At 61.0% G+C, this 26,855-nt stretch carries 27 protein-coding genes; 12 read left to right on the forward strand and 15 right to left on the reverse strand.

The window, feature by feature from the left end; translation table 11 throughout:
* Positions 1-2 precede the first annotated feature (2 nt).
* Positions 3-1,019, reverse strand: a complete 1,017-nt coding sequence (locus CPter91_RS11040; RefSeq protein WP_061940149.1) for a transporter — start codon at positions 1,017-1,019, stop codon at positions 3-5.
* 162 nt (positions 1,020-1,181) lie between these two features.
* Between CPter91_RS11040 and CPter91_RS11045 the strand changes: the two genes are divergently transcribed.
* Positions 1,182-3,269 carry a TonB-dependent copper receptor gene (locus tag CPter91_RS11045; RefSeq protein WP_061940151.1) on the forward strand — a complete coding sequence of 696 codons (2,088 nt, stop codon included), beginning with the start codon at positions 1,182-1,184 and terminating at the stop codon, positions 3,267-3,269.
* 72 nt (positions 3,270-3,341) lie between these two features.
* Here the strand turns inward: CPter91_RS11045 and CPter91_RS11050 are convergent, their stop codons facing one another.
* The 3 genes from CPter91_RS11050 to CPter91_RS11060 all read right to left on the reverse strand — a co-directional run bounded on the left by CPter91_RS11050 (position 3,342) and on the right by CPter91_RS11060 (position 6,002).
* On the reverse strand, positions 3,342-3,833 hold the full coding sequence (locus CPter91_RS11050; protein WP_061940153.1) for an Hcp family type VI secretion system effector: 492 nt from the start codon (positions 3,831-3,833) through the stop codon (positions 3,342-3,344).
* Positions 3,834-4,251: 418 nt separating this feature from the next.
* Positions 4,252-5,391, reverse strand: a complete 1,140-nt coding sequence (locus tag CPter91_RS11055) for an NHL repeat-containing protein (RefSeq protein WP_082792770.1) — start codon at positions 5,389-5,391, stop codon at positions 4,252-4,254.
* An 86-nt stretch (positions 5,392-5,477) separates the two neighbouring features.
* Complete coding sequence (locus CPter91_RS11060; RefSeq protein ID WP_082793462.1) at positions 5,478-6,002, reverse strand: thermonuclease family protein; 525 nt, start codon at positions 6,000-6,002, stop codon at positions 5,478-5,480.
* Between the two features lie 71 nt (positions 6,003-6,073).
* On the opposite strand from CPter91_RS11060, the gene CPter91_RS11065 reads away from it, so the two are divergent.
* Positions 6,074-6,748, forward strand: coding sequence for a haloacid dehalogenase type II (locus CPter91_RS11065; RefSeq protein ID WP_061940157.1), 675 nt, complete (start codon positions 6,074-6,076; stop codon positions 6,746-6,748).
* A 6-nt stretch (positions 6,749-6,754) separates the two neighbouring features.
* Here the strand turns inward: CPter91_RS11065 and CPter91_RS11070 are convergent, their stop codons facing one another.
* Together CPter91_RS11070 and CPter91_RS11075 are read right to left on the reverse strand one after the other, a co-directional pair.
* Positions 6,755-8,512: a chloride channel protein gene (locus CPter91_RS11070; protein ID WP_061940158.1), complete on the reverse strand. Its 1,758-nt coding sequence runs from the start codon at positions 8,510-8,512 to the stop codon at positions 6,755-6,757.
* A 2-nt stretch (positions 8,513-8,514) separates the two neighbouring features.
* A complete protein-coding gene (locus CPter91_RS11075) occupies positions 8,515-8,928 on the reverse strand; it encodes a MarR family winged helix-turn-helix transcriptional regulator (RefSeq protein ID WP_061940161.1) in 414 nt (137 codons plus the stop codon).
* Positions 8,929-9,085: 157 nt separating this feature from the next.
* Here CPter91_RS11075 and CPter91_RS11080 point away from each other — a divergent pair, with 157 nt between their 5' ends.
* On the forward strand, positions 9,086-9,679 hold the full coding sequence (locus tag CPter91_RS11080) for a YdeI/OmpD-associated family protein (RefSeq protein ID WP_061940163.1): 594 nt from the start codon (positions 9,086-9,088) through the stop codon (positions 9,677-9,679).
* A 15-nt stretch (positions 9,680-9,694) separates the two neighbouring features.
* Here the strand turns inward: CPter91_RS11080 and CPter91_RS11085 are convergent, their stop codons facing one another.
* Complete coding sequence (locus tag CPter91_RS11085) at positions 9,695-10,060, reverse strand: cupredoxin domain-containing protein (protein ID WP_061940165.1); 366 nt, start codon at positions 10,058-10,060, stop codon at positions 9,695-9,697.
* Positions 10,061-10,062: 2 nt separating this feature from the next.
* Entirely contained in the window at positions 10,063-10,983 is a 921-nt protein-coding gene (locus CPter91_RS11090) for a metallophosphoesterase family protein (protein ID WP_061940167.1), read from the reverse strand.
* A gap of 206 nt (positions 10,984-11,189) precedes the next feature.
* Here CPter91_RS11090 and CPter91_RS11095 point away from each other — a divergent pair, with 206 nt between their 5' ends.
* The 4 genes from CPter91_RS11095 to CPter91_RS11110 all read left to right on the forward strand — a co-directional run bounded on the left by CPter91_RS11095 (position 11,190) and on the right by CPter91_RS11110 (position 14,215).
* Positions 11,190-11,702 (forward strand): sigma-70 family RNA polymerase sigma factor, encoded by a 513-nt coding sequence (locus CPter91_RS11095; RefSeq protein WP_236906007.1) that lies wholly within the window; start codon positions 11,190-11,192, stop codon positions 11,700-11,702.
* A complete protein-coding gene (locus CPter91_RS11100; protein WP_082792772.1) occupies positions 11,699-12,466 on the forward strand; it encodes an anti-sigma factor family protein in 768 nt (255 codons plus the stop codon). The genes CPter91_RS11095 and CPter91_RS11100 overlap by 4 nt, the downstream gene beginning before the upstream one ends.
* A 490-nt stretch (positions 12,467-12,956) precedes the next feature.
* Entirely contained in the window at positions 12,957-13,142 is a 186-nt protein-coding gene (locus CPter91_RS11105) for a hypothetical protein (protein WP_098497703.1), read from the forward strand.
* Between the two features lie 458 nt (positions 13,143-13,600).
* Complete coding sequence (locus tag CPter91_RS11110) at positions 13,601-14,215, forward strand: glutathione S-transferase (RefSeq protein ID WP_061940174.1); 615 nt, start codon at positions 13,601-13,603, stop codon at positions 14,213-14,215.
* Between the two features lie 43 nt (positions 14,216-14,258).
* Here the strand turns inward: CPter91_RS11110 and CPter91_RS26910 are convergent, their stop codons facing one another.
* The 3 genes from CPter91_RS26910 to CPter91_RS11120 all read right to left on the reverse strand — a co-directional run bounded on the left by CPter91_RS26910 (position 14,259) and on the right by CPter91_RS11120 (position 16,388).
* A complete protein-coding gene (locus CPter91_RS26910) occupies positions 14,259-14,402 on the reverse strand; it encodes a hypothetical protein (protein ID WP_156480078.1) in 144 nt (47 codons plus the stop codon).
* A 23-nt stretch (positions 14,403-14,425) separates the two neighbouring features.
* Entirely contained in the window at positions 14,426-14,812 is a 387-nt protein-coding gene (locus tag CPter91_RS11115; protein WP_150119665.1) for a hypothetical protein, read from the reverse strand.
* A gap of 172 nt (positions 14,813-14,984) precedes the next feature.
* Entirely contained in the window at positions 14,985-16,388 is a 1,404-nt protein-coding gene (locus CPter91_RS11120; RefSeq protein WP_099047189.1) for an MFS transporter, read from the reverse strand.
* Positions 16,389-16,518: 130 nt separating this feature from the next.
* On the opposite strand from CPter91_RS11120, the gene CPter91_RS11125 reads away from it, so the two are divergent.
* Positions 16,519-17,385, forward strand: a complete 867-nt coding sequence (locus CPter91_RS11125) for a LysR family transcriptional regulator (protein ID WP_061940178.1) — start codon at positions 16,519-16,521, stop codon at positions 17,383-17,385.
* Positions 17,386-17,399: 14 nt separating this feature from the next.
* Here CPter91_RS11125 and CPter91_RS11130 read toward each other — a convergent pair whose 3' ends face one another.
* Genes CPter91_RS11130 through CPter91_RS11140 form a run of 3 tightly spaced genes read right to left on the reverse strand, consistent with a single transcriptional unit; the run spans position 17,400 to position 21,786 of the window.
* Complete coding sequence (locus CPter91_RS11130; RefSeq protein ID WP_061940181.1) at positions 17,400-18,515, reverse strand: lipocalin-like domain-containing protein; 1,116 nt, start codon at positions 18,513-18,515, stop codon at positions 17,400-17,402.
* Entirely contained in the window at positions 18,515-21,058 is a 2,544-nt protein-coding gene (locus CPter91_RS11135) for an ABC transporter permease (RefSeq protein ID WP_082792773.1), read from the reverse strand. Before CPter91_RS11135 ends, CPter91_RS11130 begins: the two co-directional genes overlap by 1 nt.
* Before the next feature lie 2 nt (positions 21,059-21,060).
* Positions 21,061-21,786, reverse strand: coding sequence for an ABC transporter ATP-binding protein (locus CPter91_RS11140; protein ID WP_061940185.1), 726 nt, complete (start codon positions 21,784-21,786; stop codon positions 21,061-21,063).
* 200 nt (positions 21,787-21,986) lie between these two features.
* On the opposite strand from CPter91_RS11140, the gene CPter91_RS11145 reads away from it, so the two are divergent.
* The 4 genes from CPter91_RS11145 (at position 21,987) to CPter91_RS11160 (ending at position 25,499) form a co-directional block, all read left to right on the forward strand.
* Positions 21,987-22,199, forward strand: a complete 213-nt coding sequence (locus tag CPter91_RS11145; protein ID WP_061940187.1) for a DUF3820 family protein — start codon at positions 21,987-21,989, stop codon at positions 22,197-22,199.
* Positions 22,200-22,257: 58 nt separating this feature from the next.
* Positions 22,258-23,613, forward strand: coding sequence for a TAXI family TRAP transporter solute-binding subunit (locus tag CPter91_RS11150; protein WP_061940189.1), 1,356 nt, complete (start codon positions 22,258-22,260; stop codon positions 23,611-23,613).
* Between the two features lie 191 nt (positions 23,614-23,804).
* Positions 23,805-24,269: a DUF2844 domain-containing protein gene (locus CPter91_RS11155; RefSeq protein ID WP_082792774.1), complete on the forward strand. Its 465-nt coding sequence runs from the start codon at positions 23,805-23,807 to the stop codon at positions 24,267-24,269.
* 12 nt (positions 24,270-24,281) lie between these two features.
* Positions 24,282-25,499 carry a DUF3443 domain-containing protein gene (locus tag CPter91_RS11160; RefSeq protein WP_061940193.1) on the forward strand — a complete coding sequence of 406 codons (1,218 nt, stop codon included), beginning with the start codon at positions 24,282-24,284 and terminating at the stop codon, positions 25,497-25,499.
* A 73-nt stretch (positions 25,500-25,572) separates the two neighbouring features.
* Here the strand turns inward: CPter91_RS11160 and CPter91_RS11165 are convergent, their stop codons facing one another.
* Positions 25,573-26,241, reverse strand: coding sequence for a peptidoglycan DD-metalloendopeptidase family protein (locus CPter91_RS11165; RefSeq protein ID WP_417924858.1), 669 nt, complete (start codon positions 26,239-26,241; stop codon positions 25,573-25,575).
* Positions 26,242-26,855: the final 614 nt, after the last annotated feature.

Consider the following 26,855-nt stretch of genomic DNA (forward strand, 5'->3'; position numbering starts at 1 on the left):
ATTTAGTCGTCGTCGCGCTTCCTGAAGGCCAGCCAGCCGGCGACCATGGTGAAAGTGGCGACAATTCCGGCGATGATCCAGAAGCCCTGCGGGTCTTGTCCTAAAGGAATGCCACCCACATTCATGCCAAGCAAGCCGGCGATGATATTGATGGGCAGCGCCAGCACCGTGACGATAGTCAGCACGAACAAGCTGCGATTATTGCCCTCGTTGACGCGCGCAGCGATTTCTTCCTGCAGCAGTTTGATGCGTTCCTGCAGCGTGGCGATATCGTGCAGTACCACTGAAAACTCTTCGGTGGCGTGGCGCAGTTCCTGGGAGTCGATCTCGGCTACCCAGTTCGGCGGCCGCTGCAGCAGCCGGAACAAGGCTGCTGGTTCCGGGGCGAGCAGGCGCTGCAGGCGCACCAGCACACGCCGCAGTTCGCCCAGGTTGGCGCGTTTGTGGCTTTGCTTGCCGGCCAGCAGATTGTCTTCGATGCCGTCGACCCGCCTAATGGCGTCGCGCACGATCTTTGACGGGACATCGGCCTGGTCGCGCAGCAAATGGGTCAACAGTTCGACCGAAGAGCGAATCGGTTCGCCGTTCTTCACGGCGTTACGGAGGCGGTCGACCGCCTTCAGCGGTTTCCCCCGGGCGCTGACGACCACCTGCTGGTCAACATTCAGCCAGAGCGTGGCGATATCCGCCGGGTTGAAGGAAAAATCGTGCAACACATCGTTGATGACCGCGATCAGCATATTGTCGACCAGTTCGATGCGGGTCGAGCGCTGGCCTTCGTGCAAGGCCTGGTAGTACTCATCGCCCAGCTGGGCATGCTTGCGCAGCCATTTTTCGCTGGCGGTATTGGCCAGGTTGAGATGCAGCCAGATGAACTGGCCTTGCTGCTGGTGGCGCGCAGCCAGCCATTCTTCCGCTTGCTTGGAATCGATTGCCTGTCCTTGCCCATCCTCGCCGAATAGATAGCCGCATACCAGGCCGCTTTGGTCCGAGCCGTAAGGTAGTGTGACGGTCTGCATTGCTCACTCTCCAAAATTGAACGCACTCGCAGTTTAGCCCAGGTGGGTGATTTGAGTGATCGAGGTAGCTTTGCCGCAGGGTGCGACAATTAGCCGCATTCTTTTTGAACAGATGCGCTTCTATACTCGGCTGGAATTTTCTCAGCCATTTATAGGATGCACATGCACCATGTTCCACGCGCCCGCCCTCGAATCCTTCCTGCCCTGATTCGCATCGCCATCGCCAGTTTGAGTACGCTGACTGCCGGCGCCATTGCCGGCGAGGTCGCGCCGAACGACGTGCTGCTGCCGACGGTCGTCATCACCGCGGCGCAGGAGACTTCGCCTCTGACCATCGTGGTCGATCCGAAAGCGCCGCGGCAGCCGATACCGGCCAGCGACGGCGCCGATTACCTGAAAACCATTCCCGGCTTTTCTGCGGTGCGCAATGGCGGCACCAACGGCGATCCTGTCTTGCGCGGCATGTTCGGCTCGCGCATCAACATCCTGAACGACGGCACCACGATCCTCGGCGCCTGCCCTGGCCGCATGGATGCGCCGACTTCCTATATTTCCCCGGAAAGCTACGACAAGCTGACGGTGATCAAGGGGCCTCAAAGCGTGATCTGGGGACCGGGAGCATCTGCCGGGACGGTGCTGTTCGAGCGGGAGACAGCACCGTTCTCGGCAACCGATAATCCGGTCCGCTTTGACGGCGGACTGACGGCAGGATCGTACGGTCGCAATGAACAGAGAGCGGATCTGACAGTCGGCACGCCGGCCGTCTACACACGGATAACCGCCAACCACGCGCAAGCCGACGACTATCAGGATGGCAATCGCCAAACGGTCGCGTCGCGCTGGGATAAATGGAATGTGGATGCCGCGCTCGGTTTTACGCCGGACGCCAATACCCTGCTGGAATTGAATGCGGGGATCGGCGACGGATCCGCGGCCTATGCCGGGCGGGGAATGGACGGGGCCAGCTTCAAGCGCCACAGCTTCAACGCCAAATTCGAGAAGCGCAATCTCAGCCAGCATGTCGCCAAGCTTGAGGCGATCGCGTATTACAACTATGCCGATCATCTGATGGATAACTACACGCTGCGCAAACCGGACCCTAATGCCGGCATGATGAATATGCCAATGGCGTCGGAAGTCGACCGCCGCACGGTCGGCGCCAGGATAGCCGCGACGCTGGAGTGGGGCGACACGCTGAGCCTGGTCACCGGTGTCGATATGCAACAAAACGCGCATCGTGTGCGCAGCGGCATGGGCATCAATACCTACTCGCGAAATCCGTGGAACAAGGATGCCGCTTTCAGCAATATAGGCGTGTTTGGCGAGGCGACCTGGTCTGTGGCGTCGCGGCAGCGTCTCATCGGCGGCATGCGCATCGATTATGCGACGGCGAAAGATGATCGCAACACGCTGGGGCAGGGCATGATGGCCATGCCCAATCCGACTGCCGATACGGAACGCCGGGTCACGCTGCCGAGCGGCTTTATCCGTCATGAATACGATTTGCCTTCGAAGGCTGTCACTCTCTACGCCGGACTCGGCCATGCCGAGCGCTTTCCTGATTATTGGGAACTGTTTTCTCCGAACTTGGCGCCGACGGGTTCAGTCAATGCCTTCGCCGGCATACGCCCGGAAAAAACCACGCAATTGGATATCGGCGCGCAATACAAAGCTGGTGCATGGCAAGGCTGGGCATCGGCCTATCTCGGCGTGATCAACGATTACATCTTGTTTTCCTATTTGCCCGGTCCCATGGGCGGCAAGTCGCAGGCGAATAATGTGGATGCACAGATCATGGGCGGCGAGCTGGGCGCATCTTATGATTTCGCTTCGCATTGGAAGATGGAGAGTTCGCTGGCCTATGCTTGGGGCCGCAACCGCAGCGATGGCAAGGCTTTGCCGCAGATGCCGCCGCTTGATACACGTCTTTCCCTGAGCTACAACGATGGCCGCTGGTCATACGGGGCGCTATGGCGTCTGGTGTCCGCGCAAAACCGGATTGCGGTGAATGACGGCAATGTGGTCGGCAAGGATTTCGGTCCGACGGCGGGCTTTGGCGTATTTTCGATAAATGGCGCTTACGCGCTTTCCAAATCGGTGCAGATCGTTGCCGGCGTCGATAATGTTTTCAACAAGGCATATGCAGAACATCTCAACCTGGCAGGCAATACCGGCTTTGGCTATGCCGCCAATACGGCAATCAATGACCAGGGACGTAGCGCCTGGCTGAAGCTGGCGGTGAAATACTGATGCTATAAGAAAAAAATCCCAAAAAAAGATCCGCAGCACTGACATGCTGCGGATCTTTTTCGGGAGGGGAGATTACGCGGTTTTGTTAGTCGACAAATCCCAGCCGCCGGAAGTATTGCCGCCGGAGCCGCCGCCGATTTTTTGCTGGGTGTACTTCCATTTCACCTTGGAGTATTTCAGGCTGACTGTTTCGCTCAGTACGTCGCCTTCAGTGACGGATGGCGTGACATCGGAAATCAGCACGTTCGACAGTTCGATTTCAAAGTACTTGATGCGGTCGCCCTTGCCGTCGGCGCGCAGGAATTCGAACTTGGCGCTGTCGATGGTCTTGCCGGACGAGCAGTTCTGCAGCAGCAAAGGGGTGGCCAGGTCGGCGATCTTGGTGAGCACGATGTCTTTGTGCTCGCAACGCTCGGCAGTGTGGCCGCCACCAGTGGATGCGGTAGCTGACTTTGGTTGCAACACTTCCCACTGTACCGATTTGCACTCGATCCAGTCTTTGTGTGCACTGTCGGTCGATTCGCCCTTGATGCCATTGATTTGCAGGTATACGTCGATTGCCATGGTATTGCTCCCTTATTGAGGTTAAGACTTAAGTGTTGCTGGCCGTGCCGCCGCCAGACGAGTTAAAACAGAATGTTCTGTCTGATCGAAATCAAGAACAGGACAACATTTCACTCACCAAATATGACTGCCGGGACTCTTGCATAACGGCGCCAGATTAAGTGTTTGATTCACATATGCAAGACTGACTTTATCTCAGCTTGGCATGCTCAATTGCAAACAATTGTATCGTTTGGGCAATTAATTAGTTTCTATCGTGCAACTATCGCATCAATTCCGGCAGATGTCCAATAAATCCCGCCGGCTCTTGTTGGCCAAATGGTATTTTTGCCACAAATTTACAGGGGAGATATTTTTATTGCAAGTAATTCTGGGTAATAACAAGAAATACCTGACAAACGTACCGATTTACATCACATCAAAAATTGAAAAGACACAGGCACGACGAACCATTGCCGCCGGATAGCAGGGTAGTGACCTGGCCGCCGGGCGTTACCTTGCGCAGCAGGTTGTTGCCGGTGTCGGCAACATACAGATTGTTGGCGCTGTCGCTGGCGATGCCCTTGGGCTGGTTGAAACTGGCCTTGTTGCCGCTGCCGTCCGCGGCGCCGGCATTGCCGACATTACCGGCGAGCGTGCTGACGACGCCGGAAGCGGAGGCGCTGCGCAGCAGCTGGTTGGCGCTGTCCGTGATGCGGACATTTCCCGAGCTGTCGACGACGATGCCGTTCGGCTGATTGAAGCTGGCGCGCTGACCGCTGCCGTCGCTACTGCCACTGTTGCCGGCAGTGCCGGCCAGCGTGCTGACGACACCGGCCTGTGTCAGTTTGCGGATCGTGTTGTTGCCGGTGTCGGCGACATACAGATTCGCCGCGCTGTCGATGGCGATGCCCTGCGGCAGGTTGAAGCTGGCGCTGCTGCCGCTGCCATCCTGGCTGCCGACGTTGCCGGCGGTCCCCGCCAGCGTCGTGACCACGCCCGCCGGACTGATTTTGCGCACGGTATCGTTGCCGGTATCCGCAACGTACAGATTACCGGCCGCGTCGAGCACTACACCCCAAGGCTGATTGAAGCGGGCATTGCCGGCGCTGCCGTCAGCCTGACCACTTTGCCCGGGGCTGCCGGCCAGGGTCGAGACGGCGCCGGCGGCAGTCACTTTGCGGATGGTGTCGTTCTGGGTATCGGCCACGTACAGGTTGCCGGCGTTATCGACAGCGATGCCGCCGGGTTGGTTGAACAACGCATTCTGGGCGTTGCCGTCCGTGCTGCCGGCATTGCCGGCGCTTCCGGCGATGGTGGTGGCGACGCCGGCGGCAGTGATTTTGCGGATGGTGTTATTGCCGGTGTCGCTGACAAACAGGTTACCGCCGGCATCGACTGCAATGCCGCTCGGCTGGTTAAAACGCACGCTATTGCCGCTGCCGTCGCTGCTGCCGGCACTGGTATTGTTGTTGCTGGCGTTGTCGCATGAAGTCGTCTGGCTGTTCTTGCAGCAGCCGGCCAGCATCAGGCCAAGCAGGCAGAGGGGAAGTCCGGTGTGCAGTTTTTGTAGTCGCATGTAGATTTGTATCAGGTTGGCCCGGACGAAGCAGGCGAATGTGATTGAGATGTTCTGGTGTCAAGATAACCCAAATTTAACATGATTTAGCAGCCGTATATCTTGCGTCCATTAATCCATTGATAGCGGCCGCCGCGCGGCCCGGTGTGGCAGGCCGCGCCTGCGTTTGTCCCATGGCGAAAACGCCAAGGTGCGACAGGGTTCGGGTCTGACCATAATCCTGCTCTGGCGGCGCGAGCGGCAGTTTCCAGCATCTTCAGATCGCTGCCGCTGCCGGCGCGCGCAGCAGCCCAGGCCATGCCGCGTTCCACTTGGGCGCGGCCAATGTCAATCCCATCGCAGCGCAGCGTCGCCACGGTGCGGCCGAATTGATCGATCGCTTTGGCATCGTAACTTGCACCCTTGCCCCAGCATAGCTGGTACAGTGATTGCCTGGCTTGCTGGCCGAATGCCTGCTTTATTTCCGGCGCATCGATGCCGGCGAGACGCAGCTTGATGCGTTTACGGCCTGCCTGCAGCGTCAGGCTGTCGCCGTCGGCTATGTAGAGCACCTTGTGCGCGTGCGAGGCCAGCGGCGTGAACACGAGGATGGCGGCGAGGAAAATTTTCATGTGGACGGCGGCGGTCATGTGCGTGGCGGCGGCCGGCTATCCCGGCAGGCTTAGTTTACAGGAGCGTCGCAATGAAAAATGTAAGAGGTATCGTATTCGATCTCTACGGCACGCTTTATGACGTGCATTCGGTGGCGGCGCCGTGCGACCGTTATCATCCGGGGCGGGGGCGTGAGATGAGCGCCCTGTGGCGCCAAAAGCAGCTGGAATACACCTGGCTGCGCAGCCTGATGGGGGCGTATGTCGACTTCGAACAGGTCACGCACGACGCCTTGGTGTTTGCCTCGCATCACTTGAAACTGCCGCTGGACCGGGCTGCCTGTTCCGCGCTGTGCCAGGAATATCTCAAGATCCAGCCTTTCCCCGAGGTGCCGGCCGCGCTCGCCAGGCTGCAGGCGATGGCGCTGCCGCTTGCGATTCTCTCTAATGGTTCAGTCAACTCGATCCGCAGCGTGGTCGCGGCGTCGCAGCTGGAACACCATTTCGCCCACCTGATCAGCGCCGACAACGCGCAGATTTTCAAGCCGCACGACAGCGTCTACCAGCTGGCTGAACAGCAGATGCAGCGCCACCGCTCCGAACTGCTGTTTGTTTCTTCCAATGCCTGGGATGCGTCGGGAGCGCGTCATTTCGGCTATCCGGTGTGCTGGGTCAACCGCGCCGGCAACACCTTTGACGAACTGGGGCAGTCTCCCGACCATGTCATCCAGGGACTGGAGCAGCTGGCGGACTGGATCGCAAGCTAGCGCCTCTCAGCTCAACAGCCGTTCGCGTTTTTGTTCTTCATCAAAAAACAGGCGCGACGGCTTGATCAGGTCGCTGCGGCTGATGATGCCGATCAGGCGCCGGCTTTGCAGATCGCTGACCACCGGCAGCCGTTCCAGGTGATGGCTCGCCATGCGCGCTGCCGCGATGCGGCAGGTCTCCGATGGCAGCGCCACCAGGGCGGCGGACTGCTCGATATAAGCGGCGTTGAATAAAGTCGTCAGAGGATTGGCGCCATCGGCCAGCGGCCCGAAACTGCTGCGTTCGACCATGCCCAGCAAACCATATTCAATATCGACCACCGGATAGCAGCGATGCACCTGCTGCGGGCCGAAGTATTGCGCCAGGGCTTCGGCGATGCTCAGGTAGGCCGGGATGGCCGTTACCGCATGGGTCATGATGTCATCCACATGCTGGCGCTCGAGCGGATCGACGCCGTATTCGCGGTAGATGTGGTAGCCGCGGCGGGCGATCTTTTCAGTCATGATGGAGCGCCGCATGGTTAGTACGGTAAAGCCGTAGGCGACGCCGGTGGTGAGCAGCAGCGGCAGCAAGGCGTTGGTGTCGTGGGTCAGGCCGAAGGCGAACACGGCAGCGGTCAGCGGCGCGCCGAGTACGCCGGCCAGCACCGCCGCCATGCATACCAGCGGCCACAGATGGATGTCGCCGCCCGGTAGCCATGGCGCCAGCACGGTGCCGAGGCCGGCGCCGATGATCAGCAGCGGCGCCAGGACGCCGCCGGAGGTGCCGGAACCGAGCGCGATGACCCAGATTACCGCTTTCACCAGCAGCAGGCTCAAGGCCGCCTGCATCAGCAGGTTGCCGTTCAACAGATCGCCGATGACATCGTAGCCGACGCCCAGCGCGCGCGGTTCGAAATAGCCGCCTATGCCGACTACGATGCCGCCCAGCGCCGGCCACCACATCCAGTGCAGCGGCAGCTTGCTGAACAGGTCTTCGACCCGGTACAGGGCGCTCGACATCAAGGCCGACAAGGCGCCGCCGAGGATGCCGGCAAGCACGCAAGAGAACAGGGCGCTGAGGCCGATCGCGCCGGTCTGCAAGGGAAACAGCGGACCGCCTTCAAGCAGCAGCGGACGGGTGAAGCCGGCTACGGCGCAAGCCACGATCACCGGCAGCAGGCTGCGCGGCCGCAGTTCAAACAGCAGTAATTCCACCGCCAGCAGCACCGCAGCCACCGGCGTGCCGAACACCGCGGTCATGCCGGCCGTGGCGCCGGCAACGAGCAAGGTCTTGCGCTCCGCTGCCGTCAAATGGAACCGTTGCGCGATCAATGAGCCGATGGCGCCGCCGGTCATAATGATCGGCCCTTCGGCGCCAAACGGGCCGCCGCTGCCGATCACGATGCCGGACGAAAGCGGTTTGAGCACGGCGACCTTGGCCGACATCTTGCTCTTGCCGAACAGGATGGCTTCGATCGCTTCCGGGATGCCGTGGCCGCGGATTTTTTCCGAACCGAAGCGGGCGATCAGGCCGACGATCAGGCCGCCCAGCACCGGCAGCAGTATCACCCACAAGCCCAGATGATTGCCTGCCGGCGAACGCGTGGCGAAGGAGAACGACTGATAGAAAAACAGGTTGGTGAACAGCCGGATCAGGTTCAGCAGAGCGTATGCAGCCAGCGTGCCGCAGCCGCCGATGACGACGGCGATCAGGGAAATCCGCAGCAGCCGGGTATCGGCGGCGAAATCGCGCTTGTGGTGATGGTGTGAGTTGGCCGACATGGCTAGTCCTGGGTGTTGATGGTGGGGATCCTGAAAATATCGCTCAGGGTATTCAGTTCGGCATGGTGCAGTTCTGCCAGCTTGGCCAGGCAGCGCTCGCCGTCGGGCAGAAGATGGATGTTGACCTGGCGGCGGTCGATGTCGCTGCTGCGGCGCTGCACCAGTTGCAGTTTTTCGCAGCGTGAAATCAGGGCGACCACGCTGTGGTGCTGCGATTGCAGGCGTTCGGCCAGTTCACCTACGCTGGCCCAGTCGCGCCCGGGCGATCCTTTTACGTGCAGCAGCAACAAGTACTGCTGCGGCGTCACGCCTTCAGCTTGGGCGGCTTCTTCGCTGAAGCGCAGGAACTTGCGCAACTGGTAGCGGAACGAGGACAAGGCCTCGAAGTCCTGTTTGGACAGGGATGTGTTTGGCATCGGGTGTTGGTGGTTTGGTTGAAGGCGTGATCTGATGAAGCAAGCGAATATATCACAATACGATATATTATTCCATGGCCGTCGATGCGGCAGGGATATTGCCATGAGACAAATGCGAGGCAATAATAGGCCTCTCTCCTTTGCTTTGGAAAACCCCATGAGCGTGGAACGCAAGCCGGCCGAGGCTGCCTCGATACTGCAGTTTGACGACAAGAAAGCCTGGGCCGCATGGCTGAAGAAGCATCACGGCAAGTCGCCCGGCGTCTGGCTGCGCTTCGCCAAGAAGGGTGCTGAATCCAGCTCCGTGACGCATCCGGAAGCGTTGGAACTGGCTTTGTGCTACGGCTGGATAGACGGCCAGAAGAAAAGCGACAACGCCCAATTCTGGCTACAGCGATTCACGCCGCGTTCGGCGCGCAGCATCTGGTCCAAGATCAATCGCGACAAGGCGCTGGCGCTGATTGCCTCAGGCCAGATGCAGGCGGCCGGACTGCTGGAAGTCGAACGAGCCAAAGACGACGGCCGCTGGCGGGCCGCCTATGACTCGGCCCGCACAGCGGCCATCCCGGAAGACTTGCAGCAGGCGCTCGCGGCGAATGCCGCTGCGCAGGCATTCTTTGCTACGCTCGACGCTCAGAACCGCTATGCCGTCCTGTTCCGCATCCAGACCGCGAAGAAGGCCGAAACCCGCGCCAAGCGGATCGCGGCCTTCACCCAGATGCTGGGCGAGCACAAGAAGCTGCATCCCTGATAGTGCTGATGCGCTTCAGGTCACGATCACGGTGCCCGTCATGCTTTCGTGGCCGGAGCCGCAGAAGACATCGCAGTGAAAAGGAAATTCACCGCTCTTGTCCGGCGTGAAGCGCAGGCGCGAAGTAGCGCCGGGAAGAATGTCGGTGCGAATCGCAAAGTCTGGCAGGTTGAAGCCCATGACGACATCCAGCGTGGTGAACTCGAGCGTCACCGGCTGGTTTTTCTTGAGGCGGATCTCGCCCGGCGTGAAATCGAATTTCTTGGCGACGATCTTGATCACCCGTTCCGGTGTCTGCGCCAGCACCAGCCGCGTGGCCACGGCCAGGCCGCCGGCAGCCGCACCGGCCAGCAGCAGGCGTCGTTTGTGATGGATATCCATGATCAGCCTTTCAGTACCGGCAATTCAGTCAGTTGATAATCCATCGGCTTGGCCGCTTCCGCCGCCACTTGCCGATAACCCAGGCCGCGATAAGGATAAGCGTCGTCCCAGGGCAGCGGCGTGCGCTTGGGCTGCGAACCCGGCGCCGGCAACGGGAAAATCAGCGACTTTGCGGCATGGTGGGCGATATGACCGGTCATGTGATGATGTTCCTGATGGATGTGGCCATAGAACACGGTGACGTTGGCATGCGCTTGCAGCAACTCGACCGCCTTGGCGCCGTCGCGCGTGGCCCAGTCCCATTGCGGATAGAGGTCAAACAAGGGACGGTGCGTGAAGACGACGATGCGGGCTTGCGGCGGCAACTGCCGCAACTCATCGGCCAGCCACGCCAGCTGGGTCTCGCCGATGGCGCCGGTGGGATCGGAGACATTGTCGATGACGATGAAGTTGACGCCTTTGTGGGCGAAACTGTAGTGGGTCTTGCCGAAAAATTCCTGGTAGGCTTCGCCGTGGTCCAGCGAGGCATCGTGCTCGCCGGGCATGAAGTGCACATTCTTTACCTTCAGTCCGGCGGCGATGTCCTTGAATTCGCGCAAACGCTGGCGGCGTTCCTGCGGATCGTCGGTGGTATGCGTCAGGTCGCCGGTGAAGACGATAAAATCCGGCACCTGTTCCAGGCTGTTGACCGCCGCCACCGCCTTTTGCAGGGTGCCGTGGGCGTCTGGATTGGGTGCACCCTCGAAGCCCCAGTGCGTGTCGGACAGCTGGATGAAAAAGAAGTCTTCGTTCGCACCCCCTGGCAGGGCGGCGGCGCTGGACCAGCCGCTCAGACCGGATACATAGATGGCGCCGCCTAATCCCGCCAGCCGCAGAAAGCTGCGGCGGCTGATGGCTTGGGCGCCGGCATGGGCTTGTTTCATGATCCCTCCGTGGTTATCGTGATCACTTGATCGACAAAGCCCTATACCGGTGTACCCTGTTATTTATTCCCGGGCGCTTAGTGTTTTTCTGTTTTATTCGTCTTTTCGGGAATATATTCTTCATATCGGCGGTCTAGTGCTACATGAACCCTGGAAACGCGTGAATGAGCGATTCAATCAAAAAGAAGCGATTCCAAACTGTCGTAATGCCACACCTGAACTCTGCGTTCAACCTGGCGTGCTGGCTGACCCACAACCACCAGGACGCGGAGGATGTGGTGCAGGAGGCTTATCTGCGGGCTTTCAGGTTTTTCGACGGCTTCCATGGCGAAGACGGTCGTGCCTGGCTGCTGACGATTGTGCGCAATACCTTTTACAGCTGGTACCAGGAGCGCCAGAAGCTGCGCCAGGAGACCGCGTTTGATGAACAATTGCATCAAGCCGGGGCCGGCGACAGCGTCGGCCAGATGCCGCCCGATAATAATCCGGAGGCGCTGCTGATCAGCAAGGATAGCGAACGGCAGCTGCAACAGGCGTTGCAAGCCTTGCCGCTGGAATTCCGCGAGGTGATGGTGATGCGCGAGCTGGAAGAGCTATCGTACAAGCAGATTGCCGGCATTGTCGGTATCCCCATCGGCACCGTCATGTCGCGCCTTGGGCGCGGCCGTAAATTACTGGCGGCGATTCTGGCGCCGGATACTGCACCGCAGGAGCGATGATGGACCATCAGGAAGTACAGGAACTGTTGCCCGCCTATGCTGATCAGGAGCTCGGTATCGTCGAGACGCTTGAGATCGAGCGTCATCTGGAGAGCTGCGCCGATTGCCAGCGCGAGTATGCCGCGCAGCGTATCGTCAGTGCACGCTTCAAGAAGGATGCCAGCTATTTCGAGGCGCCGGCGCACCTGACGCAGCGCATCATGGACGCTTTGCCGCAGGATGAACCCGGCACCAGGTTCTGGCAACGCAGCTGGAGTTTCAACTGGCGCAACGCCGGCGCGGCGCTGGCAGCGATGCTGGCGCTGGCGTGGAGCGTCGGCCTCTATCTTAATCTGCCCTCGGACCAGGATAAGTTGACCGATGAAGTGGTCGCCAGCCATGTGCGCTCGCTGCAGGTCGATCATCTGTCGGACGTGGTGTCGACCGACCAGCATACGGTCAAGCCCTGGTTTAACGGCAAGCTGAATTTTTCGCCGCCGGTGGTCGATCTGGCGGCGCAGGGCTTTCCGCTGACCGGCGGCCGCCTTGATTATCTCGGCGGGCGGCCGGTCGCGGCACTGGTCTATCGGCACGCACAGCATCCGATCAACTTGTACGTATGGCCGACGACTGAAAGAGATGTGGCGCCGCAGTTGCAAAACCGGCAAGGCTATCATCTGGTTCGCTGGACCTGGGACGGCATGAACTATTGGGCAGTGTCGGACCTGGCGGCCAGGGACCTGGAGCAGTTCGGCGGCATGGTGCGCTCGATGGTCAGGCAATGAGCGCGGGCAGCGCGGCGATGCGGGAATGATGCGGCGCCGCATGCATCTTTCAAGCGTAAGCAAAGGGCTCCGATCTTGTCGGGGCCTTTTGTTTTGCTGCGCTCATTAGCATTTCTTGATGGCGATCTACAATTCAATAACATTTGGCTGTTTGACAGATGCCGTTTCGTCGACGAAAGTGAATGAGTCTGGAGCGGCAGTAGCGCGCGGAACCTTGTCTGCCTGTCCACAAGACATCGCCGCGCCGATATAAATGACTGCCACTATTGACAGTTCATCAGGGAACTTCAAAAGCGTAATATCAATCTGACCAAGCGGACCGTCCCGACGGTACCGACTTTGGCGTTCTTGCCGCAATGCTGTGCGTGTTTTTCCCGTACAGAGCCGCAGGACAGGTGTCGTTACCTTTTCTTGCAACAAGGGGAAAACGGATACTGTTAGCGATGCCGGGATGGCATATCCCGTTCAAATGAAATCCAAGGAGATTGCAATGGTTAGGCTGAATGAGGCAACTGTGATTTTTAAAGGATTGGCTTACGAGTTCGACAGCACTGCAGAAGCAGCGGAATTCAAGAAGAGCCTGGAAGCAGGCGGCGACCCCAAGCGCTATGCGGACACCTTCAAGTGCATCGACATCTATGCGACGCCAGCCAAACGCGAAGTGGAAGAGGCTTGAAGCCACAGTGTGAGAATGGTGTTGCAGCGATAGGCCGCAAGCACGTTTGAAATTATTTTATTGTCAAGATTCAGCTTGTTTGCAGCACAGCGGGAACATGGCAGCTACAGCCACCCGTCAAAAAACAATGCCCATGCCAACGGCAGCTTCGAAGCAGCCATCGCGATGGTAGCGATAGCAGGCTCGGACAGGGCAATCAAAGCGGTCTCCAAATCTCGATAGCGGCGACGAGCGGGACCAAAGCACAACATCTCGGCAGTGAATGGGCAAAGCTCCGGATTGCTTCACAATCCCGGGGTCGCGGCTGCCGGCTGCTTAGTCTTCCAGCCGGCGCACATAAATCGTGTAGACGTGCGCTGATGCGAGGGTGTGTTTAATTTCATGCTACGATTTCCATCCCTCGCAACGTGGCCCGCGAATGCGGCCGGCGATGCCAACGCGTCTCAACAGGAGAAACCATGCAGCTCATAGGTATGCTTGACTCACCGTATGTCCGTCGCGCCGCGATTTCCCTGCAACTGCTTGGCATCCCCTTCGAGCATCAATCGGTTTCGGTATTCAGCACTTTTGAACAGTTTCGCCAGATTAATCCGGTCGTCAAGGCACCGACGCTGGTGTGCGACGACGGCGGATTGCTGATGGATTCTTCGCTCATCCTGGAGTACGCCGAAGCGCTGGCGGCGCCGGGCAAAAGCCTGATGCCGGCAGAAATCGGCGAACGCCTGCATGTCTTGCGGATTATCGGCCTGGCCTTGGCGGCGTGCGAGAAAAGCATACAGATCGTCTATGAGCACAACTTGCGGCCGCCGGAAAAGCAGCATGCGCCATGGCTGGAGCGAGTCCAGGGCCAGTTGTTTGCTGCCTACCAGGCGCTGGAGCTGGAATTGCGTAAAAAGCCGCTGGAAGTGACGAGCCGGACCATCAACCAGGCAGGACTGACGACCGCCGTCGCCTGGAGTTTCACGCAGATGATGCTGCCGGAAATCGTCGTCGCCTCCGACTACCCGCTGCTACAGGCGTTTTCAGAGAAAGCGGAGCACCTGGCCGAGTTCATCGCCGCACCGCCGGTTTAATCGCGGATGGCTGCCCAGGCCAATCGCATTGGCCGTATTGGCCTCATTGCGGATGGGCGGCGCCGCGCATGCTGCCGGTATCGTCGCACCAGCTGGGGCGGGCGTCGCGATCGTTGCAGTCCATATGCGGGTAGGCGCAGCCGGCCAGCAGTGAAACGAGGATAAACATGCCTAGCGCTGTTTTCATGAAAACCACCTGTCGGCCTGGTTTTAATTCATCAAGCGGCACTGCCGCAACTCACATTTGTACAGTTGTTGCTGACCATCCTGGCAGCTGATCTGATACGTCTCTACCGCGCTGGTCTTGGCGATCAGGGTGGCGCTGGCGGCCGGCGTGCAAGCGTTGCGGCGCGCCATGCGTTCCACTACGTCGGATAATTCTCCGCGTTTCGCTGCCGTGCTTGCGCTTGCTTGCGGCACATCGATGACCTGTTCCGACGGACTCAGCGATTCCGACAGCGATACCGGCGCCGGGGCTGGCGCGGTGCTGCGCGGCGGTGGCGTATAGCTGCGCACATTGGGCTGCATCATGTCGCAGCCGGCGAGGAGAAGGGTGGTGGCGAGAATTAGAAATGGACCTGTCAATGGACTTTTCATGCGTCTCCCGATAAAAATGCAGTACGTTGAATTTAAGCTATCGAGGTTAAATGTATCATCTTTTGGTCCTGATTTTAAGTTTAGCCTGCGTTGGCGGAAATGGAAGCCCGGTGGCAATCGGATCAGGTCGATAGCAACGCCGCGCTGCGCGCGGCCTGGCGAAAACCTGCAATCAGGCGAGCGCGCGGCCGGATTGCGCCGGGCTCTTGATATAGCGCCAGACCAGTAGCGCAGCACCGCCGTAAGCCAAGCTGATGGCGCCAAAGGCGAGCGGCAGGCGGTTATCCCAGCCGGAGGCGGCATGCAGGATGCTGCCGATGATGGCGACGCCGACCAGGGCGCCGATCTGGCGGTTGGCGTTCAGGGCCGCTGCAGCGCTGTTGGCATGGCTGCGTCCGGCCACTTGCATCACCGTGGTGGTCATCGCCGGCACCGCAATGCCGACGCCCCAGTTGGCGATGGCGACCGTCAGCGCCAGCAGCGGGTAAGGGGCGTCCGACTTGATGGTGGTCAGCAGCGCGGTCAGCGCGCTGGCCAGCAACAGGCCGCCGAGCATCGGCAAGCGTGCACCCCAGCGCGCAGTGATACGTCCCGAGAGCAGGTTCCCGATCGAGAATACCGCCATCACCGGCAGCAGCTGCAGGCCGGTATGCAAGGCATCGCTGCCGCGCGCCTGCTGCAGAAACAGGCTCAGCAGGAACAACTGGCCAAAGGCGCTGAAGTTGATCAGGAAACCGATCACATTGGCGGCGGCAAAGCGCGGAGTGTCAAACAGGGCGCGCGGCAGCAGCGGCTCGGCGCCGCGCAGTTCGCGCCGCACCAGCAGTGTTAGCGCAATCACGAAGAGCGCTGCGCTGGCCAGGATCGGCGCCGAGCTCCAGCCATATACCGGCCCTTCGATCAAGGTAAAGCACAGGCTGGCCAGGCCGCCGATGCCGAGCGCATGGCTGAACACAGGCAGCGCGCGACTATGCTTGGGTGCGGCAGGAATCACGCTGTGCGCCAGCAGCAAGCCGAGCAGGCCGACCGGCAGGTTGATCAGAAATACGCTGCGCCAGCCGTAGCTGTTGACCAGCACGCCGCCTACCAAGGGGCCCATCGCCGCCGCCACCGCCACGATCGCCGACCAGGTGCCGAGCATGCGGGCGCGCACGCGCTCATCCTGGTAAGCGTGGGTCAGCAAGCTCAATGAGCTCGGCATGAACAAGGCTGAGCCCACGCCTTGCAGCATGCGGGCGGCAATCAGCGTGTTGCCGTCAGGTGCGGCGCCGCATAGAGCCGAGCCCAGCATGAAGACCGCCAGTCCACTCAGGTAGACGGTCTTGGCGCCATAGCGGTCGGCCAGCGCGCCGCCGACCAGCAGCAAGGCGGCAAAGGTCAGGGTATAGCCGTCGACCACCCACACCAGGCCGCTGAGCGGCACCCGCAGGCTGTGTGAAATGTCGGCCAGCGCGACGTTGACGGCGGTGACATCCAGCATCGCCATGACGAAGCCGATGGCCAGCGTGATCAGCGGCAGCAAGCCGCTCGGCGCGGCGACGGCCAGATTGACGGGGGTAGGGCATTGAGCGGCCATGATGCGTTTCTCCTGTGTTGCCGGTTTTTCTATCAATAGCCCGTATGGTAGTGCTCTCTGCTGATGTAATAAATCAGTATAATTTCATTTGTATGATGCAAAAATGCATCATGGGAAAACAGGGAATGTAATGGATTGGGACAACGCCAGGATTTTCCTCGGCATCTACCGGATAGGTACTTTGCGCGGCGCCGCTGCTTTGCTGCATCTGGACCAGGCCACGGTTGGCCGGCGCCTGGCGGCGATGGAGCAATCGCTGGGCGCACGCCTGTTCCTGCGCACGCCCACCGGCTATGTGCCGACCCCGGCCGGCGAACTGGCCTTTGTCGCGGCGGAGCGCATGGAACAGGCTGCCGACCAGCTGCAGCGACAGATGCAAGGGATCGACGACCGTCTGTCCGGCGTCGTGCGGCTGGCGGCGACCGACACCATGGGCAAGCATTTCCTGATGACCGCCATGCAGCGCCTGCACGCCTTGCATCCGGATATCCGGGTGGTGCTGAGCACCTCTACTCAACTGTCCAATCTGACCCGGCGCGAAGCCGACCTGGCGGTGCGCACTTTGCGCCCCAGCAGTCCCGACCTGATTTCGCGCCACCTGACGCGGCGTGAAGTCGGCCTGTATGCCGCCAAAAGCTATTTGAAACTGCGCGGCCTGCCGCAGCCGGATACCGCCCTGCGTGGACACGACCTGGTGATCTACCAGCGCAGCGTCTCGCCCTCGCAAAGCGAAGCCTTGTGCGGTGAACCCTGCGGCAATGCGCGGGTGACGATGGAAGTGAATTCCGGCCTGATGATGATCGAAGCGGTGCGCGCCGGACTCGGCATCGGTGAACTGCCGACCCACATGGCGGACGGCGATCCTCTACTGGCGCGCATCTGGCCGCAGCGCGCCGAAGCCTACGATGTCTGGCTGGTCCTGCATGGCGATCTGAACCGCACGGCACGGGTGCGCGCGGTGGCGGATGCGATCGTCGCAGTGTATGGCGAAATGTAGACTCTAGGCAGTGTTCAGAATTTCAAGGCATTCAGATAGCCGGTCAGCTCCAGGTAGCCGCGGCCGGCGCGCTTGCCGTCGCGACTCACCGTGACCGCGCCTTCCCAGTAGACCGATCCCGTCGATAGCCGCGAATCGAGTTCCTGGTCGTCCTGCAAAGGTTGCAGAAACCAGGCGATGGCGCCGGTGTGCAAGACGCTCTGCACGGGATAGCTGGCGTCGGTGCGCGGTGAACGCCAGCGCCGTTGCGGCGTGAAGTTGACCTGCTCCGGTCCGTACTGCGTGACCTGCTCCGGTCCGTACTGCGTGACCTGGCCGCGGGCATCGCGCAGGGCTGCATGGGCCCATACCTTGTCGCCGCTGCGATTGCGGATCTGGAACGCCATCAGGGCAGAACCGTCGTCCAGGTTGGCGCCTAGCCAGTCCCAGCCGATGGCGTCGGCCGCCAGCACGCTGGTCGACCATTCGTGATCCAGCCAGGCACTGCCGCTGACGGCCTGGGCCTGGCCGGCGCGGCTTACCTTGCCGCTTACCCGCAGCTGCGGTTCGCTATAGTAATAACTGGCTTGCGCCGCCAGCGGCCCTTTGCGCGAATAGCCGCCGTCGCCTTGCAGCAGCGGCGGCTGGGTGGGCGTCAGGCTGAGTTCCAGCGTGAAATCATGGGCGGCGACGCTGACCAGGTAGCGGCCGTCGGCCTGGCGCTGCAGGCGCCAGTCATCCAGGGCGACATCGGTATTACCCTGTTTGGCATAGGCCAGGCCGAAGCCGGCGCGCGCGCTTTTCTGATCGTGCAGCAGTTTGCCCAGGCTGGGATCGGACAGCGCTGCGTGGGCGATGATCAACTGGCTGGGCGCAAAGGCGCTGGGATTGGCGCGGTCATTCCCGGTGGCGGAGCGAAAGAACGTGATCTGGAAACCGACCGGCTTGCCGTCGGGTAGCGTCAGCCAGCCCGTGGCATACCACCATTCGGTGCGGAAGCCGGGATGCGCGCCAGTATCTTGCGGCAGCGTCAGCGGCTGGCCGGGAAGCACTGGCGCAAATTCGGGTGCGGCGGCGAACGACGGCGCCATGCCTGCCATCAGGACGCACAGCAGGCAGCCGCTCAGCCGCCGGAAGATTTTCTGCAGCATCACCAGTCCTCCCGTACTGCTTGCAATACATCGATGGACACCGCGCGCAGGCCCGCCAGCAAAGCGGTGGCGCCGGCGGAAACCAGCAACAGTAGCGCCACCGCCGCCAGGCCGAACCAGGGCATGTGCAGATCCATGGTCCAGTGGAACGATTGCGGATTGACGATGAATACCAGGATCAGGCTGATCACCCAGCCCAGCAGGAAGCCGACCGCCATGCCCAGCGCCGTCAGCAAGCCGCCCTCCAGCGCCAGCATGGCAAGGATCTGGCGGCGGCTGACGCCGACGTGGCGCAGCATGCCGAATTCCCTGGCGCGCGCCAGGGTCTGCGCCGAGAACGTCGCGGCGACGCCGAACAGGCCGATTACGATGGCGACGATTTCCAGCAGATAGGTGATGGCGAAGCTGCGGTCGAATATCTTCAAGGTGAGGGCGCGGATTTCTCCTGGCTGCGAGAACTCCAGCGCTGCGCCGAACGGCAGCCTGCGCAGCGCCGCCACCACGGTCTCGGGATCGACGCCGCGCTGCAGGCTGAGGGCGGCGTCGGTGACGTCGGTATCGCCGCTCAGGCGCTGATAGTCCGCCAGACGCAGCTGGATCGCGCCCGACTGCCGTGCATAGTCGCGCCAGATGCCGGCCACCACCAGCGGATGGCTGCCGCCAGCCAGCGGCAGCATGAGATGCTGGCCGAGGCGATAGCGGTAGATGTCGACCATGGCTTCCGAGACCCACACCGGGGTCTGCCCGGCGGCGATGGCTGCGGTTACCTCTGCTGTCGGCAGCTGCGGACCGACCAGGGGCAAGCTGCGGCCGGGATCAGCGGCATCGATGCCGCGCGCGATCAGTATCACCGGCGGCCGCGCCGGGTCCAGCGTCAGCGGCGCGGTGCGCAGGAAATCTGCTCGCGCCACGCCTGCCGCGGTTGCCAGCTGGCGCTGCTCGGCTGGGCGCATGGCACCGGTTTCGCCGTTGCCGGCGGAACGTACGTACAGGTCTGCGGACAGCAGTTGCTGCATCCAGTCGTCGACCGAGACACGGAAGCTCGACACCATGATGGCCATCGCCACGATCAGGCTGAAGCTGGACAGCACGCCGCCCAGCGCGATCGCTGCCTGTCCTGGGACATTGGCCAGGCGCGCCAGCACCAGCGTGAGGACGACGCCGATGCGGCGGCCCAGGCTGAATCTCTGCAGTGCGGAAAACGCCAGCGCCGCCAGCCGCGGCATCAGGGTGATGCCGCCGATCAGCAGCAGTGCCACCGCCAGGTAGCCAAATACTGGCAAATTGAATAGCGGTGGCAAGCGGGTCAATAGAGCGCCCAGCAGCAGGCAGGCCAGCGCCGGCCACGGCGTCGCCAGTCGCGCCAGCGCGCTTTCTTCGCTGCCGGATTTGAGCGCTGCTGCCGGCTTGGCTTTGGCAGCCTCCAGGGCCGGCGCCAGGCTGCCGAGCAAGGCGATGCCGCTGCCGAGGGCAAAGAACACTAGCGCAGCCGGCAGGTCGAAACTGACGGTGGCTTGCACGCCGCGGAAATAGCCGCCGCCGAGGTCGCCGCCAAGGAAATGCAGGGCAGCGGCCGCCAGGCCATATCCCAGCGCCAGGCCCAGCAAGGCCCCCAGGCAGCCTAGCAAACCGCCTTCCAGCAACACCTGACGCAGCAGCTGGGCGCGGCGCAAGCCCATCACGCGCAGCAGGGCAAATTGCGGGCGGCGCCGGATCACCGATAGCGCCTGCGTCGAGAACACCAGGAAGGCGCCAGTGAACAGCGCCACCAGCGCCAATACGTTCAGGTTGATGCGATAGGCGCGCGACATATTATTGTTGCGGTTGTCTTGATCCTGACTCTCCGTTACCTGCACGCCGGCCGGCAGTTGCTTGCCGAGCTGTTCCCGGAATGCGGCGCGGTTGACGCCGGGCTGCAGCTTGAGATCGATATGCGACAGTTTGCCGATGCGGTCGAAGCGCCACTGCGCAGCGCCGATATCCATCACTGCCAGGCGCTGTCCGGCGCGCGCGCTTGCCAGGCCGCCGGCCACGCGCAGATGCACGAGGCCGGTGCCGTTGCGCAGCGCCAGCTGGTCGCCGGGCTGGACATGCAACCACTCCTGCGCCGCTGTCGACAGGAAAATGGCGTCGTCGGCGAGGGTGTCGAAGGGCCGTTCCTGCGTCGGCACGCCGATCAGGCCAGGGGCAACATGCGAAGCGCGAAAGACATCGATGCCAAGCACTTTCAAGGCGCTGCTCTGACCCGGCACGGTGACATTGAGTTCCAACACCGGACTGGCAACGGCCACGCCCGGCCGTTGCGCCAACTGTGGATAGAGCGTTTCGTCGAACCAGGCCTGGGCGCCGCGCACCTGCAGGTCGGACTGGCCGGACAGGCTGCGGGTGGCCGCGGAAAATTCGTTGAAAGCGGCATCGTTGATCAGGTCGACCGCGTAACCGAGGGCGACGCCGAGCGCGATGGCGGCTATCGCCACCAGCGCCCGCACCGGATGCGCGCGCCATTCCCCTAGCAGCAGCCAGCGCGACAGGGTACGCTGCATGCTCATTGCAGTAGCGGCAAGGTGGCCTTGTCGGGCAGCGGGCGCAGGCCGTCGGCGCTCATGATCAGGATGCGGTCGGCGCTGGCGGCAGCGGCGGCGGAATGGGTCACCATGATGGCGGAAGCGCCGTTAGCCTTGATTTCCTGGCGCAGCAGGGCCAGTACTTCGTGGGCGGTGTCCGGATCGAGGTTGCCGGTCGGTTCGTCGGCCAGGATCAGCGTCGGCCGGTGCGCCAGCGCGCGCGCAATGGCGACCCGTTGCAGCTCGCCGCCCGACAACTGGCGCGGGAAGTCGTTGCCGCGGCCGTCGAGGCCGACTGCTGCCAGCAGTTCCAGCGCGCGTTCCGGCGGCGCTTGATTCAGCAGCAGGGGCAGGGCGACGTTCTGCTGCAGGGTCAGGTGCGGCAGGATATGGAAGGCCTGGAAGATGAAGCCGAGTTTTTGCCGGCGCAGGCGGGTAGCGCCGTCATCGTCCAGATTCGCGATGTTGACGCCGTCGATCAGGATCGCGCCGCCGTTGGCGCTGTCGAGGCCGGCGATCAGGTTCAGCAAGGTCGATTTGCCGACCCCGGAATCGCCCATGATGGCGACGTATTCGCCGGCGGCCAGGGTAAAGTCGAGATGCGCCAGCACTACTCGGCCGTGGCCGTAGGTCTTGCGCAAGCCGCGGCATTCCAGTGCCGGGATGCTGGGGTTGGCTGGTGCCGCTGGTTTGACGCTGCTTTGCATGGGTGATTGAACGCTTGATCAGGTGGTTTGTGGTCGACAGTGTAGAGGATTTTTCTCAAATGCTTGTTCACCTGTTCAACTCTTCGCAGCGAGAAGATCATGCCCGGCTTCTGGTTTCCACAAAAATCGCAGGGCGGCCGGAATTTTGGCACAATACGCGCCATTACCAAGCTTTGCCTTGAGCAGGAAGTTATCGCGCCATGAATCCGGAACATCTACAACTGCTGGTGACCCGCCAGATGCCGTTCGGGAAATACAAAGGGCGCCTGATTGCCGATTTGCCGGGGGATTACCTGGCCTGGTTCGCCCGTGAAGGCTTCCCGGCGGGGGAGCTGGGCGGCTTGCTGGCGCTGATGTATGAACTGGATCACAATGCCTTGTCGCAGCTGCTGGAGCCGCTGCGTCAGCGCTAAATAAAGAGAAAATAAAGAAAAGTGCAAGCGGCAAGCCATCAACGATAAAATAAGGCACATGGCTAATCCACTCAAACCGTCCGACCTCAAGCAATCCGCGATCAACATCAAGACCCGCTTCGTCGCGATTTCCTGGCGTGACCTGGCGATCAGCTTTGGTCCGATTGCCTTGCTGGCCATTTTTGCGATCTGGCTGGCGATCAAGTTCATTCACCCGGCGCCGCCGAGCACCATCACCATCAGTACCGGTTCCGAAAACAGCAGTTTCTGGAAGATTGCCGAGAAATACCGGACGATCCTGGCGCGCAACGGCATCAAGCTGAAAATCGTCAGTTCGGAGGGCTCGCTCGACAATCTGAAAAAACTGAGCGATCCGCATTCCGGCATCGACGTCGGTTTTGTCCAGGGTGGCGTGGCGGGCGATTTGCCGATCGACGGCCTGGTGTCCTTGGGCAGTATTTCCTATGTGCCGGTGTCGGTGTTCTACCGTGGCCGTGAGCGGCTGGACCGCTTGTCCGAGCTGCGCGGCAAGCGGGTGGCGATCGGCGTTCCCGGCAGCGGCTCGCGGGTGCTGGCGCTGACGCTGTTGAAAGCCAACGAAATTGAACTCGGCGGCAGTACTGAGCTGCTCGACATGGGCGGCGACGAAGCGGCACAGGCCTTGACCGACGGGACGATCGACGCCGCTTTCCTGATGGGTGATTCGGCCTCGCCGCCGACCATGATCAAGCTGCTGCATACACCGGGCATCAGCCTGCTGGACTTTTCTCAAGCTGGCGCTTATGCGCGCCGTTTCAGTTATTTGAACGAGCTGAGGATTCCCAAAGGCCTGTTTGACCTGGGCAAGAACATTCCCAGCCGTGACATCCGCCTGATTGCGCCCACTGCCGAACTGATCGCCCGTGACGACCTGCACCCGGCCTTGTCCGACATGCTGATCGACGCCGCCAAGGAAGTTCATAGCGGCGCCAACGTGCTGCAGCACGCGGGAGAATTCCCGGCGCCGCTGGCGCACGAATATCCGATCAGCGAGGACGCCACCCGCTACTACAAGTCGGGCAAGAGTTTCTTCTATCGTTCCGGCTTGCCGTTCTGGCTGGCCAGCCTGGTAGACCGCACCCTGGTAGTGCTGCTGCCGATCATCCTGTTGCTGATTCCCGGCTTCAAGCTGGTGCCACTACTGTACGGCTGGCGCATCAAGTCGCGCATCTATCGCTGGTACGGCGCGCTGATCACGCTGGAGCGCGCGGTCGCTACCCACACCGAGGAGGAGCAGGCGGATTTGCTGCAACGGCTGGACCGCATAGAGGAGGGGGTCAACCGCATGAAAATGCCGCTGGCGTTTGCCGACCAGTTCTATGTGCTGCGGGAGCACATCGGCTTTGTACGCGCCCGTTTGCAAAGCAGGGGTTGAGAAAAAGCCAGGCAGCGCGCGGCGGCATCAGCGAAACCGCGGAAGCTGCCATTTAAGCATTGCCAATGGCGCAAATATCTAGCACATTTCGGTTGTTATGTGGCCACCGCAGTATGAAAACATCTTTGTGAATTGCTGTGTGGCATCAGGTATGATTTCCAGGACATTTGTTAATCGAACAGAGGTGAGTCATGAGATTTCCTGTTTCTGTCATCTGCGCCTTGCTGTTTGCGCAAGCGGCGCCGGCATTTGCGGCGCTAGGCGCCGCCGCCGGGCCGGCCCCGGTCAATGGTGCTGTGCAAGCAGACAGTGCGCGCGCCAAGGCCAGCGCCCGCGTCAGCAGCTATAACGGTTATACCGTCAGCGAGACGGTGCAGCCATCTGGCACCACGGTGCGGGAATATATCTCGCCGGCCAATGTCGTGTTTGCGGTCAGCTGGCAGGGGCCGGACATGCCGAACCTGCAGGAACTGCTGGGCACCTATGCCGACCAGTACGTCAGCGCCGCCAGCGTGCCGCATGCCGGCCGCCGTGCGGTCGCCATCCAGTCGGATCAGCTGGTATTGCATTCAGGCGGTCATATGCGCTCCTTTGCCGGCAGCGCTTATGTGCCATCCTTGCTGCCGCAAGGCGTGACCCCTAGCGACATTCGCTGACCGGAGATGACTATGCGTTCTTTGACTTATCTGCTTTGCCTGCTCAGCAGCGCGCTTTTGCTGGCCTGTGGCGGTGGCGGCGGTTCCGACAACAATACGCCCAAGCCGCCGCAGCCGGTCCAGAACGTCCAGGCCATCGTTGTCGACAGCGGTCCGACGGTTTCCGGGCAATCGGTCAACGCCGTCAATTCACCGTATGTCTCGGTCACTATATGCGCGCCCGGCAGCACCTCGCAGTGCCAGACCATCGACCATATCCTGGTCGATACCGGTTCCAGCGGCTTGCGTATCATTGCTTCGGCCTTGTCGCCCAGCATTGCGCTGCCTGGATTATCTGCCCCTAGCGGCAATCCGCTGGCGGAATGTGCGCGCTTTGCCGATGGCTACAGCTGGGGTTCGGTGCGCCAGGCTGACCTGCGCATGGCCGGCGAAGTCGCCAGCAGCATTTCGGTGCACGTGATCGGCGACAGCGCTTTCACCTCGGTGCCCAACGGCTGTTCCGGCAGCCTGGTCGCGGAAAATACCGTGGCGGCTTTCCATGCCAACGGCTTGATCGGCCTCAGCACGTTTATCGAGGATTGCGGCAGCAACTGCGCCAACCAGGCTGTCGAGGGCTGGTATTACTCCTGTCCGGGCGGCACGAATTGCACGGCGACCACGCTGCCGCTGGCAAGGCAGGTTGGGAATCCGGTCGCCTCTTTCCCTCAGGATAACAACGGCACGATTATCCAATTGCCGAGTATCGCCGACAGCGGTGCGTCCGGCGTCAGCGGTTCTCTGATTTTCGGTATCGGTACGCAATCCAATAACGGGCTGGGCAGCGCCAAGACCTACACGCTCAACGCTTCCGGCAACCTGAGCGTGCTGTACCAGGGGCAGGTGATGCAGGGCTTCTTCGATAGTGGTTCGAACGGCTTGTTCTTTGCGGATTCAACCATTCCGGCCTGCAGCAACAACTCCGGCTTTTATTGTCCGCTGTCGACGGTCAGTCGCAATGTGACGAATACCGGCCTCAACGGGTTGAGCAGCATCGTCAGCTTCAACGTGGCGAATGCCAATTCCTTGTTCCAGGCCAATCCGAACAACACCGCGTTCAACAACCTGGCCGGCGGACCGGCTTTCGCTTCCTACTTCGATTGGGGATTGCCGTTCTTCTTCGGCCGTTCGGTGTATACGGCGCTGGAAGGTGTTTCCGTAGCGGGCACGGTCGGCCCTTTCGTTGCCTATTGAATAGCCGGCCGTTGATTTCCGTGCAAAAGGGGCGCCGCGATGCGCCCCTTTTTTTCGTGCCCGGGGCCGGCTTCTAGCGGCTCGGCAGGTAGCGCACCGGATCTACCGCTTTGCCCTGGCGCCGGATTTCGAAGTACAGCTTGACCGTATTGCTGTCGGTTTTGCCCATTTCAGCGATTTTCTGGCCTTTGCCAACCATCTGGCCTTCTTTGACCAGGATGGTCTTGTTGTGGGCGTATACCGACAGCAGGTAACTATTGTGCTTGATGATCACCAGGTTGCCGTAGCCGCGTATGCCGCTGCCGGCATAGGTCACCTTGCCGGCAGCGGCAGCCATCACCGGCTGCCCCAGCTGGCCGGCGATGTCGATGCCCTTTCTGCCCTGGCCGGTGCCGCGGCTGGAGTCGCCGGCGGCAGGCCAGGTCCAGTCAACTGCATTCTTCGGGTCGCTGGCCGCCGCCGTGTCGTCGCTGTCATCGCTGCGTGGCGAAGGAGTGCTGCTGGCCACAGGATTGCCGCTGGCGCGGACGCCATCCGGCGCGATGCGCAAGGCCTGGTCGACCTTGATGTCATTCGGATCGGACAGCTTGTTCCAAGCGATGATCTGGCTGTTGCTGCGTTTGAATTTGCGCGCAATGCTGGAGAGCGTGTCGCCCTTTTGTACAGTGTAATAGCCTGGGCCGCTGGGTTGGGCAGGGCCGGAAGGTGTGCTGCAGGCGCCTAGCGCGAGCAGCAATGCCAGCGGCAGCGCTGGGGAAATAATCCTGGAAACCGTGCGCCGGAGCCTGGAACTCTGGATTCTGCCTGGATGTTGCGAGCTGGATGCCTCTGTATTCTGGACCAACAATATTATTCCTCTGATAGATCTGACCTGGGTGAATGGACGCCGGCGCCATCTGGCGGGCGCGATCCTCTGACCTGGTTTGACGAAACTAGTTGCGTGCGGAACCCGTCAAGGCAAACGGTTGCCGTTTTTACAGTGACCGAGAATAGCGCAATTTCGCCTGCAGGGTGTGTGACGTGCGGCCACTTCACGACAATTCTGAATGTTTTGGAAAACATCTATTTGAATGTCGTAAAGATAATTAATTGTACCCGAACCAAGCCTTGCGTTACGTTACATGTAACGTATCAAACCTTGCCCGGCCGATCACGCCAGGTTTTTCTTGTTTCCGGTCTGAAAAAGTTTAAGTTATTGATTTTAAAGAACTTATCGCGTTTTCCTCGCAGTAATGCCGTCCGCGTTTTGCCCTTTATTCCAATGTTTTCCTGCTGGCATGGTCCTTGCGAAATATACATGCAGGAACAGGTGGTTCGAACTTTCACAAAGGGGAAATACATCATGAATACATCGCA

This window comes from Collimonas pratensis, from assembly GCF_001584185.1.
GTDB classification, from domain to species: Bacteria; Pseudomonadota; Gammaproteobacteria; order Burkholderiales; family Burkholderiaceae_D; genus Collimonas; species Collimonas pratensis.

Bases quoted from the DNA above. Each gene is read 5' to 3' on its own strand.
- CPter91_RS11150 (WP_061940189.1), top strand. From the start codon at position 22,258: ATGGCTAATCCACTCAAACCGTCCGACCTCAAGCAATCCGCGATCAAC.
- CPter91_RS11075 (WP_061940161.1), bottom strand. From the start codon at position 8,928: ATGCCAAACACATCCCTGTCCAAACAGGACTTCGAGGCCTTGTCCTCG.
- CPter91_RS11095 (WP_236906007.1), top strand. From the start codon at position 11,190: ATGCCACACCTGAACTCTGCGTTCAACCTGGCGTGCTGGCTGACCCAC.
- CPter91_RS11155 (WP_082792774.1), top strand. From the start codon at position 23,805: ATGAGATTTCCTGTTTCTGTCATCTGCGCCTTGCTGTTTGCGCAAGCG.
- CPter91_RS11065 (WP_061940157.1), top strand. From the start codon at position 6,074: ATGAAAAATGTAAGAGGTATCGTATTCGATCTCTACGGCACGCTTTAT.
- CPter91_RS11085 (WP_061940165.1), bottom strand. From the start codon at position 10,060: ATGGATATCCATCACAAACGACGCCTGCTGCTGGCCGGTGCGGCTGCC.
- CPter91_RS11160 (WP_061940193.1), top strand. From the start codon at position 24,282: ATGCGTTCTTTGACTTATCTGCTTTGCCTGCTCAGCAGCGCGCTTTTG.
- CPter91_RS11080 (WP_061940163.1), top strand. From the start codon at position 9,086: ATGAGCGTGGAACGCAAGCCGGCCGAGGCTGCCTCGATACTGCAGTTT.
- CPter91_RS11090 (WP_061940167.1), bottom strand. From the start codon at position 10,983: ATGAAACAAGCCCATGCCGGCGCCCAAGCCATCAGCCGCCGCAGCTTT.
- CPter91_RS11125 (WP_061940178.1), top strand. From the start codon at position 16,519: ATGGATTGGGACAACGCCAGGATTTTCCTCGGCATCTACCGGATAGGT.
- CPter91_RS26910 (WP_156480078.1), bottom strand. From the start codon at position 14,402: ATGAAAACAGCGCTAGGCATGTTTATCCTCGTTTCACTGCTGGCCGGC.
- CPter91_RS11135 (WP_082792773.1), bottom strand. From the start codon at position 21,058: ATGCAGCGTACCCTGTCGCGCTGGCTGCTGCTAGGGGAATGGCGCGCG.
- CPter91_RS11105 (WP_098497703.1), top strand. From the start codon at position 12,957: ATGGTTAGGCTGAATGAGGCAACTGTGATTTTTAAAGGATTGGCTTAC.
- CPter91_RS11120 (WP_099047189.1), bottom strand. From the start codon at position 16,388: ATGGCCGCTCAATGCCCTACCCCCGTCAATCTGGCCGTCGCCGCGCCG.
- CPter91_RS11055 (WP_082792770.1), bottom strand. From the start codon at position 5,391: ATGCGACTACAAAAACTGCACACCGGACTTCCCCTCTGCCTGCTTGGC.
- CPter91_RS11060 (WP_082793462.1), bottom strand. From the start codon at position 6,002: ATGAAAATTTTCCTCGCCGCCATCCTCGTGTTCACGCCGCTGGCCTCG.
- CPter91_RS11140 (WP_061940185.1), bottom strand. From the start codon at position 21,786: ATGCAAAGCAGCGTCAAACCAGCGGCACCAGCCAACCCCAGCATCCCG.
- CPter91_RS11130 (WP_061940181.1), bottom strand. From the start codon at position 18,515: ATGCTGCAGAAAATCTTCCGGCGGCTGAGCGGCTGCCTGCTGTGCGTC.
- CPter91_RS11045 (WP_061940151.1), top strand. From the start codon at position 1,182: ATGCACCATGTTCCACGCGCCCGCCCTCGAATCCTTCCTGCCCTGATT.
- CPter91_RS11040 (WP_061940149.1), bottom strand. From the start codon at position 1,019: ATGCAGACCGTCACACTACCTTACGGCTCGGACCAAAGCGGCCTGGTA.
- CPter91_RS11070 (WP_061940158.1), bottom strand. From the start codon at position 8,512: ATGTCGGCCAACTCACACCATCACCACAAGCGCGATTTCGCCGCCGAT.
- CPter91_RS11100 (WP_082792772.1), top strand. From the start codon at position 11,699: ATGATGGACCATCAGGAAGTACAGGAACTGTTGCCCGCCTATGCTGAT.
- CPter91_RS11050 (WP_061940153.1), bottom strand. From the start codon at position 3,833: ATGGCAATCGACGTATACCTGCAAATCAATGGCATCAAGGGCGAATCG.
- CPter91_RS11110 (WP_061940174.1), top strand. From the start codon at position 13,601: ATGCAGCTCATAGGTATGCTTGACTCACCGTATGTCCGTCGCGCCGCG.
- CPter91_RS11145 (WP_061940187.1), top strand. From the start codon at position 21,987: ATGAATCCGGAACATCTACAACTGCTGGTGACCCGCCAGATGCCGTTC.
- CPter91_RS11115 (WP_150119665.1), bottom strand. From the start codon at position 14,812: ATGAAAAGTCCATTGACAGGTCCATTTCTAATTCTCGCCACCACCCTT.